6 protein-coding genes and 1 pseudogene are annotated in these 15,209 nt (G+C 37.1%); all 7 read right to left on the minus strand.

Going from position 1 to position 15,209, the window contains the following annotated elements; genetic code table 11:
• Positions 1-62: 62 nt before the first annotated feature.
• The 7 genes and pseudogenes from addA to accD all read right to left on the minus strand — a co-directional run bounded on the left by addA (position 63) and on the right by accD (position 15,092).
• A complete protein-coding gene (gene addA / locus BWD121_RS07140; RefSeq protein WP_078663949.1) occupies positions 63-3,518 on the minus strand; it encodes a double-strand break repair helicase AddA in 3,456 nt (1,151 codons plus the stop codon).
• Positions 3,515-6,646 (minus strand): double-strand break repair protein AddB, encoded by a 3,132-nt coding sequence (gene addB / locus BWD121_RS07145; protein ID WP_078664098.1) that lies wholly within the window; start codon positions 6,644-6,646, stop codon positions 3,515-3,517. The genes addA and addB overlap by 4 nt, the downstream gene beginning before the upstream one ends.
• 442 nt (positions 6,647-7,088) lie before the next feature.
• Positions 7,089-8,582: a tRNA (adenosine(37)-N6)-threonylcarbamoyltransferase complex ATPase subunit type 1 TsaE gene (gene tsaE / locus BWD121_RS07150; RefSeq protein ID WP_078663950.1), complete on the minus strand. Its 1,494-nt coding sequence runs from the start codon at positions 8,580-8,582 to the stop codon at positions 7,089-7,091.
• 53 nt (positions 8,583-8,635) lie between these two features.
• The gene (locus BWD121_RS07155) at positions 8,636-11,101 is read right to left on the minus strand and encodes a PAS domain-containing sensor histidine kinase (protein ID WP_078663951.1); all 2,466 of its coding nucleotides are present in this window, start codon (positions 11,099-11,101) and stop codon (positions 8,636-8,638) included.
• Positions 11,102-11,816: 715 nt separating this feature from the next.
• Entirely contained in the window at positions 11,817-12,818 is a 1,002-nt protein-coding gene (locus BWD121_RS07160; protein ID WP_078663952.1) for a complex I NDUFA9 subunit family protein, read from the minus strand.
• Between the two features lie 43 nt (positions 12,819-12,861).
• Positions 12,862-14,168, minus strand: a pseudogene (locus BWD121_RS07165) (folylpolyglutamate synthase/dihydrofolate synthase family protein).
• 3 nt (positions 14,169-14,171) lie between these two features.
• On the minus strand, positions 14,172-15,092 hold the full coding sequence (gene accD / locus BWD121_RS07170; protein ID WP_078663953.1) for an acetyl-CoA carboxylase, carboxyltransferase subunit beta: 921 nt from the start codon (positions 15,090-15,092) through the stop codon (positions 14,172-14,174).
• Between the last annotated feature and the right edge of the window lie 117 nt (positions 15,093-15,209).

The following is a 15,209-nucleotide window of genomic DNA, read 5'->3' on the forward strand; positions in this document are numbered from 1 at the left end:
TAATGTCAAGTAATGATAAAATAAAGGAGGACAAGATCTTTTGAAAAGTTTTTTCTTTTTTATCAGGCCAATTCATTTAAACATGTATCGAGTTTTTCAGGAGTAAGTGTAAAAATTTTCGCTTCTCTACAATAAATAAGAAAAGCATCGATATTTTTATCTGGATAAATAGTTTGCAGCAATTTTCGATAAAGAGCCATTTGTAATAAATAATTTTGGGGGATAGTAATTTCATTTTCTGGTGGAATTCCTGTTTTAAAATCAGCAAAAAGAACACTGTCTTGAGTGACACATAGACGGTCAATTTGGCCGGAAATTATCTGTTCTTTACCATGAATTTTGAGAGTACCCATAAGCGAAACTTCAGCTCGGGAATTAGCGGAAAAAAGGGATTTGAGATGTGGATTTTCTAACAACTCACAAACTTGATGGAGCGCTTTTTCTCTTTGAATTTCAGGCCAATGGGAAGCTTTGATGTTAAGATAGCGCTGAGCATAATCAAAACGCTGTTGGGGAAGGCACTCAGGCAGATATTGTAGTAAGCGGTGAACCAAATTACCATATTCGATAGTAAAAATTTTGTTTGTATTTTTTTCTCCTAAAACAGGTGAAATGCTAAAGTGTGTTTGATTAGGGAAAGATTCAGTGTCAATATCAATAAAAGCACTAGCAACAGAAGGTCTTAGGGGTTTTGGTAAAGCTGGTTCTGAAGGCATTTTATGATGAAAAAAAGCAGGTAAAGGTGGCAATGTTTGGTTATTTTCATCAAGTGTTTCCTTATTTATTAGGGTAGAAGAAGGTGTAATAGAATAGCGCCAAGCTGCTACATCTTCTGTCGAGTCTTTTATAGCAACGGTATGGGGCTGAAGAGCTTTTTTTACTAATTTTAGCCATGTATTAGGGTTTTCTTGTTGACTGCTATAACCGCAAACAATTAATCGATCTTCAGCGCGTGTCATTCCCACATAAAGAAGGCGCTTATACTCTTCTTCTGCACGTTCTTTTAAATATGAGAGTGCTTTTTCAAAAGGTTTGTTAAATTGTGTATTTGGGCGCCAAATAAGAGCTTGTCTTCCATTCAAAGAAAATGTGAAAAAGTGAGGTGTATAACATGAATCCCAGATTGCACTACCCGGATCAACAAAAAAAACAACAGCACTTTCCAATCCTTTGGCAGCGTGGACAGTCATAATGCGAACTTCTTCATGGTTTTGATCAAGTTCACGTTTGATTTCTGGTTTATTGGCACTCAATGTTTCTAAAAAGGCTTGCAGTCCTGGCAAACCGGTTTGTTGAATCGTGAGTGTATAATCCATGAAAGCATCAAGAATTTCATTTGCTTCAGATCCTAGGCGAGCAAGGATTTTTTGTCGTCCTTTATCATTGTTGAGAATATGGCTATAAAATTCAAAAACTGGCATTTTATCAACAAAGGTACGGTATTTGCTTAAATTTTCAAAAGCATCTTTATAAGATGCATGTGATGAAGCGTGGGTGCAAAGACTTTGCCAAAGTGATCCTGTGCGTTTTGCTGCAAGATGATAGAGTGCATCTTCGCTAAGCGAAAAAAGTGGACTTTTTAAAACACAAGCAAGAGAAAGGTCATCTTGTGGTTGCAAAACAAACTGTGCAAGTGCCATTAAGTCGCGCACGCTAATATGACTGGTTAACTGTAAACGGTCGGCGCCAGCCACAGGAACATTGTGTAATTTAAGTGCCCGAGAAAGAGCAGGTACAAATTGATCATGTCGCTTACGAACTAAAACCAGAATGTCGCTGGCACGCAGCAGGCGTCCTTTTGCTGGAAGCATTTCACCTGAGTTCAACCAATCAGCAATGGTTGCGGCAATTTTATTTGCTAAGCATATTTCAGGTGTATCTAAATGATCAACAGTTAAATGCCAATCATCAGGAAGTTCGTTTGTTTCTTTGGAAATGGTGTCCCATAAAATAATTTCACCTGGGCTATTAATGCGAACAGGTTCATGCACTGTTTTTACATTGTCTGCTGAAAGTCCTTTATAATTTTCCGGCGTTTCAAATACAAGATCAACACCTTTGAGGATATCAGCTGTAGAACGAAAAGAATAGTTCAGTTGTATTTTTTCAAATTTTTGATTAATGCGTTGCACTTGTTTTTGAAACATTCGGCCATTTTTAGCGAAATTTTCTGGCTCAGCACCTTGAAAAGAATAAATAGATTGCTTTTCATCACCAACAGCAAAAATAGTGCGGATGTTTGTGTGTTGACTATAATCTGCAAAAAATTCCTGTGCTAAAAGCTGAATAATTTGCCATTGCTCAGGGTTTGTGTCTTGTGCTTCATCAATAAGAATATGATCAATGCCACGATCAAGTTTATATTGCACCCACTGACTTGCACCTTTACGCTGCAATAAATAGAGTGTGCGTTCAATAAGGTCATCAAAATCTAACAGACCATTGGCTTTTTTTAAATCCGCATAGATTTTAAGATAAGTAGCACAAATTTGAAAAGCGGCCATATTGAGTGTAACAAGTTTTATACCTTGATATTTGTCTAATAAAACAGAGACTTTGTTTTGTTTTTCTTCAATCTCTTTTTGAATAAAAGACGAAGTTTCATCTAATTTTTTGGAAAAAAGACATGAAAAATTACGTGGTATACCTCCAGCTGTAAAGTAAATGCTTGATACAACGTCTATAATATCTTCTTCATCTGAGACAGTCGCTAACTGAGAAAATTTCGCTATAATGTCTGTTGCTTTTTTATTACTGTAGGTTTGAAAATATTTGAAGGTATAAGAAGACAATGAAGCGGTTTGTTGGATTTCTTTAAGTATTTGTGAATGTGTTTCATTGGGAGTTAAATTAAAGAATGCACGTAATTGCTGTTCTCCACTTTTAGATAAAATGAACGGTAAGAAGTCAGAAAGTTCATGCTGTTTTTGAGCAGCTTCATGTAACAACTGATCAAATGTACTTTCGCTAATAATTTTAAATAGCTCTTTTAAAGCCGATTGTATATGGCTATGTGCCAAAAGTTGGCAACGGGCTTGATGCAATAACTGTGTTCGATTTGTATCATCAAGAAGTTCAAAATGACCAGCAATATTAGATTCTAGCGGAAATTGATGCAATAAGGCTTCACAAAATGCATGAATGGTTTGAATTTTTAAGCCACCTGGTGTTTCAAGGGCACGAGCAAAAAGTTTACGCGCATGAGCAAGTTTTTGTGCACTTGTGGGCTTATTTTCAAGTTGCGATAAAACTGTTTGGAGTTGCTCATCATTAAGTTCGTTCCAACTAGAGAGTGTGCGAAAAATACGCGATTGCATCACAGAAGCAGCTGCGTTGGTATAAGTTAGACATAAAATGCGTGCTGGAGGTGTGCCGTTTAAAAGCAAACGGATGACGCGTTCACTTAAAACGTGGGTTTTGCCAGATCCTGCATTTGCAGAAACCCATACATTTGTTTTTGGATGTGTCGCTTTTTTTTGTGCATCAAGAGCTGCTTCGGGAATAAAAAAAGTAGTCATGATGAGCCTGCTTTATAAAAATTACTAGACCATTCTGATAATCGAGCCAAGTGATCATAATCACCTTCATAACGATGAGGTGAAGGGAGTGCGTGTGAAAGATAACCTTGTTGTGGATTTTGATAATACTGGATCAATGCGATAAGACGTTTCCATGCTTCTTGACCAAGTAAGACTGCACTTGTCTGATCTTTTGCTTTCTTTTTGTATGAAATAATCGATTGGGATTTGATTGGACCTTTTCCTTTAAGGGGGATGTAAAATAAGTTTAAAGGGGTAAGATCTTGAAAGTCTGTAAAAGCTCCTTGCATTAACAAAGCTGCTTCTAATGCCAATTGTGGATGTAATAAAGCGCGAACTTGTTTAGATGAAGGAGGAGTATTGGTTTTAAAATCAAGAATTTCAACCATTTTATCAGGTAAAATATCAATACGATCAGCACGCCCTGAAAGAGTGACGCCTGTTGTGCCTATAGGCGTTTTTTGAGAAGAAACTTCAACATGTCGTTTACGAGGTCCGAGATTTTGTTCCCATTTAATAAAGAAAGGAGCAAAATTTTCAAAAATTGACCACCAAATTGCTTTAATGTCAGAAGGCAAATTTAATTTGTCAAATTCTTTGCGCCCAATAGCCAGAAATGTCGCTAATGCATGAGCAACGTTTGGGTCTTTTATTTGTGTGCAAAAAGCGGCAAGAATAGCATGATATAAGATTCCACGGTCAGCTGCATAGGGGCTATAAATGAGTGCCTTAAGTGGTTTGAGGCGCAAGATTTTTTTAGCATAAATGGCATAAGGATTATAGCGCAATGTTTCTATTTCAGTCACTGAGAAATGACGTGGGCGCATATCAAGTGGTGGTACAGGGCAAGGTCGTGGTGTAAAACCGATCGTATCTGTTTTATCGAGCATTTTTGCCCAATGGAGAAATGTCTCTCCCCGTGAGCAGATTTGTTTCCAAACTTGTTTGCCCACTACTGTTTCTAAACGTTGCAACCAGCGTGAGGGAACAGAAGGAATATGGTTAACTCGTGTAGCTCGGCTCATCACTACTTTATTCATTCCCATGGCCCATTGAAAATCATGTGCTGCAAGACCAATACGCTTTTCAGGTGGTTCAAGAGTTAGTGTCATTTTCATTGGTCGCGATAAAAAAGCATCATTGCGGGTTGTTGAGGGCCAAAACCCTTCATTAAGGCTACCAAGAACAACTGTATCGACTGTTTGTAAGCGTGATTCTAAGGTCCCCCAAATAAACAAACGCGGATGCCCTCCGGGGGAAGGGCTTACACAGCGGGTTGCTATAAGAGCTGAAAACATAGCTGGCCATTCATAAAGATAAAACTTTAATCCTGATTGATCACTCACCAATTCATGCAAAAAAATTGATAAAGCTTTTCCTGCTTCATTTTGATAAAGATGCACAAAAGAGTTATTATCATCTCGCCCAAAATTTTCAAATGCCTCAACAGTTGCTCTTGCAACTTCATTGATGGTACATTCTCTATCCTGTTTTATCAAAGATGCTAGTGGTTCAACTGCTTTAACCAAAAGGTGACAAAGCGATCGTGCTTCTTCGGTTTTTTGTGGATCAAGGGGGCAGTTGTCAGACATGTTATAGGAATATGTTTGCACCCATGTTTCAAGAAATTGATCACATTCACAAAGGTTGATGTGATTAGGGCTACCTCGAAGAACAAATAGTTCAAAATTTTCTACTATTTCACGTAAACGCTGACGATTTTGTCCTAGAATTGTGAGTGGGTGTTTAAGAAGAGATAGAAAAGCGATAGGATCACCAGGTTTAAAAACATTCTCTAACAATAGTCGTAGTAGGGTTGCAGGCAATGTATGAGCAAGTGGCATTCCACCTGAATCATTTGCTTCAATCCCAAAGCGTTGTAATTCAGCGACAACACGGCGTGCTAAATTACGGTCATTAGTAATAAGAGCTGCAATTTTTTGAGGCTCTTCAATGGCATTACGTAAAGCAATAGAAATGGCTAAAGCTTCTTCGCGTTCATTACTTGCTTCAATCAGGGACCAATCTGCGCAAACATTTTCATAATTATCACGCACGATTTGTGCCCATTGATCTGTAGTAGAAACAGGTCGTAGCGCTTCTGATACAAGGGTAGCGCGTTTTGTTTGCATTATACTTCTTTGACCAATTTCACTCACATGAATGCGTTGACATTTCATAAGAGATAAAAATTTCTTTAAATGATATTGAGGGTGACTAAAAGCACCAAGAGCATGATCAAAACAATCAAGAGTTGTTGTATCTTTATTCATTGTGCCTAATGCATTCCATTGCGCTTCATCCATATAAAGATCAAGCCCTGGGAGAACGACGGCTCCTTTGGGCAGATAGGCAACCACTTTTGAAAGATGAGCAACTGCAGGAATAGAACCTGTTGCACCAGCAACGATAATAGGTTTATCAGGTTGTGTGCGGTGTAAAATATCTGCTTGTATTTTGAGTGCTTGATTGCGCCATTCAACCGGATTGCTTCGTTGTTTTTCCTTTAAAATTTGAGGCCAATTTTGTGTAATAATAGTTAAAAAGTCTAAAGTAATTTGCCACCATTCAGCAACCATATCAGGGCAAATATCTTTGAGTTTTGACCAATCTGCAGATTCTGTTTCAACTTCATCCATCAAGCCTGCTAAATCTTGAGCAAACCAAATTGCATCAGCGGTATTAGCAGGAATAAGCACATCTTCTGTACCAAATATAGCACGTAAATGAGCTGGCAGATTTTCACGCCAAGGACGAATAAGGCGTGCTAGAAGAAGAAGACGTTCACTTTCTTTAATAGGGGGATTGAGTGTCAAAATACTGTCATGATTTTCAGTAAAAAAAGAACTCTCTTCATCTATATCTCCTAAAGGGCGGATAGTGGGCAAAAAGCTCGATCGTGTATGACTTCTTTCAACAAAGGTCGCACGTAAAGCACGAGCAGCACGCCGTGTTGGTACATAAATAAGGGTATCAACAAGAGCAGCTTGGATATCTCCATTTGGTGCAAAATCATCAATAAGGCTGCCTGAGAGAAGTGCATCAACGAAATGAGGCAAAAAAGAAGTTCCAGGGGAAATAGAAAATACACGTGGTTTACGAGCCATTGAGCCTTGTTTTGAAAGCATAAAGATTCCATCTTAGTTATCTTTTGATTATTGCCATTGTATACTAATTTTTAATTAGCAAAAGCTTGAAAAACTGCATTTATACAGTGGTTTTTCCAAAACAGAAGTGAGAGGAGTGAAGTATTGGGTTGCAGCTATAATATAATCATTATGCTTTGTTTTATAGTTTTGTGGCACATAACGATTAAAACAATAAGATTTGTAAGGACTAAAGATATAATATCCCATTTATATGGAGCAAAAAGAGTATGATTAATCAAGAGGAGATCTGCACTTTAAGAATAAGAGAAGACGATTTTGCTTAAAAAAGATGCTACTTAAAAAAGGTGGTTTAATGATACCAAATAAATTTCATAAATTGTTTCCTACTCATGAGAAAATGTGTATAAGATGTATGATAATGCGCTCAATGGTTAGATGTCTACGGTGTGTCTGCAAGTATACCCATTTCTTGATAAAAGCTTTGTAAATCAGCAAGAGTTGGGTGTGAAAGATTACGGGCAAGATAATCTTTAAGATGGGGTAAATGTTTAAGGTAAGATGATTTTCCATCTTGTTGATGAAGTCGTATAAAAATTCCTAAAATTTTTGAAGCTCGTTGAGCACCGGCAAGCGCATAAAGTTTACGCAATTCATTTTCATTAAAAGATCGTGGTGCTTGACGACGTGCATTGCAATAAGCATCGAGAATTTTTGCTTCCAATGTTGGTGAAATATAGCAACGTGCATCTTGTGTTAAAGAAACAAGGTCATAGACTGTTGGACCTTTCAAACCATCTTGAAAATCAATAAGACCAATACGATCAATTCCTTTTTTATGAGCGCGCCAAAGAATGTTAGGCGAATGATAATCACGCATAACAAAGGTATTTTCTCCTTGGATTAACATGTCAAGATAAGGGTGCCAACAGTTAAAAAAAGCTTTACGGTGTTTTTCGTCTAAAGGTTTTTGTTTTTGAAAGGGTATATACCAGTCCAGCAGCAAGGAAAGTTCTGCTTGCATAGTTTGATAATCATAACAGGGAATTTGAAGTAAAAATGTTGTAAATTGTTTTTCTGAAGGCCATGATTTTTGATGGAAAGTCGCCAATAGTTCACTACAAGCAAGATAACGCTCTTCTATAGGATTACCTATTTGATCTAAAAGTCCTTCGCGCCCTAGGTCTTCTAAAATTAAAAGACCTTTTTCAAAATCTTCAACAAAAATGCGAGGGGCAGAAAATCCATTATCCAAAATAAGCCGACTTATCCCTACAAATTGGCGGATATCTTTTGCAAGATGTGTTATTTCTGAATAAGATGAATTGGCATCATGTGTTGTTTGCATAATTGCTGCATCCATGAGAACTTCTTGATGGTGATCATCAACCAAAAGCTCATAGGAACGTGCTGAAGCATCACTTGCTAAAAAATAACGGTGAACATAACCACGTCCGTGAGTTTTTAGGAAGGAGCGAATGGCAAAGGACCGTTGCAAGCGCTGGAAAGAATGTGCTGCTGATGTTATAGTAATGTAACGTCCACAGTTTTCATGTTGTAAGGTGATGGCAAAGGTAACAGGCCCTAAGAGATCTGCTCCTTTTTCTGGCCATTCTATCAATAAAACACTTTGTTCACGTGCTTCATGAAGCCCTAATTCGTCAATTTCTTCTACCATAGAAAGGCGATAAAAATCGGCATGAATAACTTCAAATTGTGGAAGCTGATAATTTTGAACAAGAGTAAAAGTAGGACTAGGAACATCTAATGTGTTATCGTTAGCAAGTGCACGGATAAGTGCGCGGGCAAGTGTTGATTTTCCTGCTCCAAGATTGCCTTGGAGTGTTACAAGGTCGCCTGGTTTTAAGGCAAGGGCTAAATCTTGCGCAAAAAGTTTAGTTACTTCTTCATTTTCGAGAAAAAAACTAAAATTCATAAAGAATTCCGTGAAATTTATAGAAAAAATTGTTATAATAACGAGAAATAAGATTAAGAAATTATATCCTCTTTTTGCACTGGAAAAAAGCACTTAACTGTTGTCCCTTGGCCCGTACCCGTTAAAATTTTAACATGTCCACCATGGAGTTCAACGAAACTTTTGACAAGAGAAAGGCCAAGACCCGCTCCTGCACGTCCACCATGATGCGGACGAGAAGAAAAACGTTTAAAAATACGATCCAAAATATCAGTTGGGATATCAGACCCTTCATTATGGACGCTAAAAACAATGTTGTCTCCTTGTTTATTTGCACAAAATTCAATTGTGCTTTCTTCCATTGCAAAATTAACAGCATTACTGAGTATATTAACAAAAATTTGGTGCAAACGTGTTGCATCAACCAAAATAAAATTTAAAGAAGGAGAAATCTGTTGTGCAAATGTGATATAGCGCCCATTAAGATGTTCTTCTACTCGAGCAACTGCTTGTGCCATAGCATCGGAAATGTTAACTGGTTTAATGTCCAATTCCATAATGCCTGCATCAAGAGTCGCAAGATCAAGAATATCATTAACAATGTTCAAAAGGGCATTTGACTCTGATTGGATGTGGCCAAGGTATTCATGTTGGCGTTCATTGATAGAGCCAAAAATTTGGTCGCGTAAAATGTCAGAAAATCCAATAATATTGGTAAGAGGTGTACGTAATTCATAAGAAACATGTTGGACAAATTCATTGCGTAAACGATCAGCACTTTCTAGAGCTTCATTCCTTTCTTGTAGTGCGCGCGCAATATGAACACTATCGGTAACATTAACAAACGTTAGCATTGTTTGTCCGTTAGGCAATGGTACCAATGTATAATCAATAATCGTTCCATTTTTTAAATCTATGCGACCTGAATATGCATCGCGTTTTTCAGCAAAACCGGTAATGAATTTGGTAAATTGTTCCCATTCTTGTCCCACTGTTAAAGTTGAACAATGGGTTTGTAATTGTGTAATATGGGTTCCTTCTACTAGTAAATTATAAGGTAAAGACCACAATTTTGATAAGGCTGGGTTTGATAAACGAAGGCGACCATCAGTCCCAAAAACCACTACACCTTCAGAAAGTTTATCAAGTGTTTCACCTTGTATTTTGATTAATGTGTTATAGCGTCGCTCAAGATCAATTTTTTCAGTAAGATTTTCGTAAAACCAAGTAACACCTCCTTGCGGATGAGGGCTAGCAATAACTCGCACTGTACGTCCATCAGGGAGATTCCAAATTTGTTGATCCGATTCTATTTGCTGATAAGCTTTAAAAAGCTCTTCTTTCCATGCACGCCAATCAGGATGTTCACCAAGAAATCCTTTTTCACGCAACTGTTCAAGAAGCAATGAATGACTTGGTTCACTTTCTAAAAAAGAATTTTCCAGTGGCCATAAAACCTTAAAGGCATGATTGCAGAATTTTAATTTTTGATGAGTATCAAAAATTGCCACAGCTGTTGAAATTTGGTCGAGTGTTTCACAATGGTTTTGAAGAATTCGTCTCATTTCTTTGGTAAGATTTTCATATGCGCTATCGTCACGAGCAAAAGCTGCCATCCCTTCTGCTGTTGTGACACGGGTGAGGTGAAAGTGGCGCCGTTCTCCATCAACAACTGTATGCACATGTTCTTGAAAAACTGTTTCTGCTTCACCTGTTTTGCACTGTGTGGCTTCATTGAAAAGATCAGTTATATGATTGCTGCCTTCTTTAAAGCCTGTTATTTCTCGAAAAGCGCGATTAATAAAGCAGATTTTCCCTTTACAGTCTTGGATCCATACAGGTTCTTGAATATGATCAAGAAGGTTACGTTGTAGGTTCAGTTCCTGAAGTAACTCGGCGATATTTTTCTGTAAACGAATATTTTCACTTTGCTGTGTTGAAATATCTTGAAAACGCGCGATGGCCGCTGTTCCTGCGATGACGCCTGTAACTTGCAACAATATTTTATTTGTCGTAGTAATAGAAAGCTCAAAAGGACAACCATTGCAACGCAATTGAATCAGTGCTTTATCAAGCTGTCTTAGAGATGATTCTTCAAGCCAACGCCCAAAACATTGAAAATTTTTCTGGTTAATTTCCATTTTTTGTAATGCAGAAATATTACCAACTATATGCGGTAAGGCTGTTGGATTTTCCCAAATAAGAAGGCACTGCTCTGTTTCTTCAAAAAGCCATTCATAATATTTAAGCTTTTCAAAAAAATCTGCTTGAATCATTTTCAACGGTTTCCATGAAGCTCTTTTTATAGCCATAATAACCGCTATACATATGAGCAGTGAGGTGCAAGAAATACCCCCAAAGATAGCTAAAATAAGCCATGAACCATCTGGCCAAGTGAAGTTAGAAAGAGAGGGGAATGCTAACGATTGAGCAACAGCTGGTAATGGAGAAAAAAAGAATAAGAAGCAAAAAATACTGGTATAAATTTGAATGATTTTTTGAGTTTTTTCTTTGGAGGTATAGTCACCAAAGTTTTGCACGATGCATCTCCTTTTTAACCAGGGAAATGTTCTAATAACGGTGATGATTTGGGTTATAAGGTTTTTGTAGGTAACTCCAATATAGGTAGCTTATATCTTCCGATAAAACATTTGATTTTATTTCTAACCGATTAAGATAAAGGGATGCAACTTTTTCATTAGGATATTTAAGTAAAACGGTTACTTTATTTTTATAGTTTTCTATACAAGAAATATATGCCTCATTTAAAGGTTAGTTAGAAGAAAATTTTTTACGACAAATCATCAGATTGAATATTTCCATTTTTGGTGAGAAATACCAGATTTCTTAGCTATAAATAGCAAGTTCGGTATCCTTGATAACGTGATATTTAAGCTATTATTTTTATTCTTTTAAGATTACTTTATTCATAGTAATTAAAGAAGCTTAAAAAATGTACACACATATAAAGATTTCTTTATATGATTTTAAATTTTCATGAGTTTGTAGCTTATAGACAATATATCGATATATTGAATGGTCATACCCACAACAGGCAATAAAGAATATCATAAATTCTATTGATAAAATAAAACACTAAAGTTTACAGTGGTTTTAACATCGCAAGAGGAAGCCGAAGAATTTATTTATAAGGTTATATTGTCTGAAAATACCGTATGAGTAAAATTTGAGTATCAGTACATCTTATTCTTTTTTAAGTGTAAGCGTTATCAATTTAATCGCAAAAAATGTGTATTAAGCTGATAAACTTTTAGAAAACTGCCCTTGAGGACGAAACCGCCATAGATAACTGGGTAAAATAGCGCTCATTGTTTTAGGAGTAATTCCAACCCCTTCTAAAGTCCGTCCATTTTTAATAGCCTCTTGAGAGACAATATTGTCTATTTGTAGAAAGCGTATTTGATCAGCAGTCATAAGTTCTGGTAATAAGGGTATTTTACCGATATTTCCTAAAATATTTCCAATGAAGAGACCGATGGAAAGAGGCATAGATAAAACTATTTTCTTGCGGTGAATGATTTTTAATATATTTTCAATGATACTCTGGAATGTCATAACTACAGGTCCACCAAGATCATAACTTTTTCCAGAAGCAATCTTTCCTTCCAAAGCGCGTGCAACAAATTCAGCGATATCACCAACATAAACAGGTTGCAATTTGCTTTGCCCACCACCAAAAAGTGGCATAATAGGCGAAAAGCGAGATAAATTTGCCAAGGTATTAAAAAAGCAATCTTCCGGTCCAAAAATAACCGATGGGCGCATAATAATTGCTTGAGGATTACTATGACGCACAATTTGCTCACTTGTAAATTTGACATGGGCATAAGAACATGAGGTGTTTTCATCATTGGCGATGAGTGTGGATATGTGAATGAGCGGAATATTTGCTTGAGCTGATAATTCTGCAACATTTTTTGCGCCATCGATTTGTGCATTTTGAAAATTCGACTGGCTTGCTTGCGTTAAGCTTCCTGGAAGAAAGATTGCACCGTCTGCTCCAAGTAATGCACGGGCAACACAAGCACGGTGTTTAACATCAGTTGCAAGCATTTGGGTTTGGCCCACTTCACCTACTTGTAACATGTAGTAAGCTTTTTGTGGATAGCGAACAGCAATACGAACGCGATATCCTTGTTTGGTTAAAGTTTCAACAATATGTCGCCCTACAAAACCTGATCCACCGAAAACAGTGATAAGTTTAGGATGTTGATAAAGAGTGCAATCAAGTTTCATGATAAAAAATTCTATTTATTAAAGCTCTATGAAGGAGAATTTTCTAGCATGGTGGTGTTTCATTGTCACGTAAAATATCACCTGCGAAGTAAAGAGAGCCACCAATAAAGATGATTGCGTCTTTATGTTCTAAACTAATTTTATGAAAAACAGTCTGTAGATTAGTTTGCGGGCTAGCACTAAGCCCTACTTTTTGAGCTGATTGGGCTAAGATTATAGGACAAACACTTGCACTATTAGAATTTAATGGGATCGTATAAACTTTATCTACGAGATTAGCCAGAAGACGAAAATAACCAATAGTGTCTTTAGTTTTAAGCATACTGGCAATCATAATAATAGGGCGGTTTGATTTTTTTTCCATTGTGTAAGTTCTGCTGCAACAACCTTTCCAGCAGCAGGATTATGGCCACCATCGAGCCATAAATCGGTACTGAGAGGAAGTTGATCAACTAATCGTCCATGGGTAAGATGCTGCATTCGTGCTGGCCAGTAAAGATTGCGCAAGGCTTTGCTTATTGTTTGTTCTGAAAGTTGAAATCCTGCTTGATAAATTGCCTCGATAGAAGCGCCAGCATTAGCAATTTGGTGAGCACCGATAAGATTAGGAAGCGGTAAATCCATTAAACCTTGATTATTTTGGAATACCATACGTCCATATTCTTCGTAACTTTGATAATCCTGGTTAAAAATAGAATAAGGTGCTTTATTTTTATCAGCAAGAGTGCTTAAAATAGAATGAGTTATATCATAATTTTGCTTGCCAATGACCACAGGAACAGTCTGTTTGATAATTCCCCCCTTTTCAAAAGCGATTTGTTCAATAGTGTTGCCAAGAAAGGTTTCATGATCATAGTCAATAAGCATAATAAGGGATACAGCTGGCTTTTTAATTACATTGGTAGCGTCAAAACGCCCTCCTAATCCAACTTCTACAATTATTGCATCAGCTGGGTTTGTGCTAAACAACATAAAAGCGACTGCTGTGAGAATTTCAAAAACAGCGATTGGTTCGTTACGGTTTACTTCTATAATTTGGTGAATTGTTTTGATCAGTTGGCTATCTGTGACAAATTGACCGCTTAGTCGCCAGCGTTCATTCCAACGCACCAAATGGGGAGAGCTATATACATGAACGCGGTAGCCTGCACTTTCCAACAAAGCCCGACAAATGGCTGAAGCAGATCCTTTACCATTTGTTCCGGCAATGTGAATAATGGGTGCAAGTTTTAAATGTGGATTGCCAAGACACTCTAAAAGACGAGAAATACGTTCTAAAGAAGGAGCAAATTTTTTTGGATAGCTTTCCAGTAAATCATCAATCACTTTTTGTGTGTGGCTTTTTTTCATAATTTAAGCAGCATTTGTTTCAGAAAATACTGTTTGAGAATTTTGAGATGATGGGTAAGAAGGTTTTTGAGGTGCAGGATGTTTCATCATCAAACGTAAAAGCTGTGCAATAGTGGCTTTCATTTCCAAGCGTGATACAACCATATCAATCATACCATGATTAAGCAAATATTCACTACTTTGGAAACCTTCTGGTAAAGTTTCACGAATGGTTTGTTGGATGACACGTGGCCCTGCAAAACCAATCATGGCTCCAGGTTCAGCAATGTGGATATCTCCTAACATAGCATAAGAAGCAGTTACACCACCGGTGGTAGGATTGGTTAGAACCACAATATAGGGAAGTTTTGCTTCTTTCATCATTTCAATTGCTACTGTTGTACGAGGCATTTGCATTAGTGACAATATTCCTTCTTGCATTCGTGCTCCACCAGAAGCAGCAAAAAGAACTAAAGGACATTTATCTTCAATGGCAGTATGAAAAGCTTTGATAATAGCTTCCCCTGAAGCCATGCCAAGTGATCCACCCATAAAGGCAAAGTCTTGAACGGTGGCAATAATTGGTAAACCTTCAATAGTTCCTCGTGCATTTAAAATATTATCATCAACACCGAGTTTAGAGCGATATTCTTTTAACCGATCAGTATAGCGTTTTGTATCGCGAAATTTTAATGGGTCTGTGACAACTTTTGGATTTTCAAGTAATGTATAAGCACCATCATCAAAAAAATGCATGAGACGATTTTTTGCACTAATACGCATGTGATGACCGGAAGAAGGACTCACATATTGGTTAGCTTCTAAATCTTTATGAAATACCATTTCACCATTAGCAGGATCTTTGATCCATAGATTGTCTGGAATTTCGCGACGACCTAATATAGAATTAATTTTAGGACGAACATAATTTGTAATCCAATTCATTTGGTAATCTCCCTTTAGATGTTATACACTTTATATGGCTTAAGGGCATTTGGGATTGAATAGTCGGATTCTTTTGACTGATTAATCAACTATTTGTTTTATTTTTTACCAGTGTTG

Origin of the sequence: Bartonella sp. WD12.1, from assembly GCF_002022415.1 — a bacterium.
In the GTDB taxonomy this organism is placed as follows: Bacteria; Pseudomonadota; Alphaproteobacteria; order Rhizobiales; family Rhizobiaceae; genus Bartonella.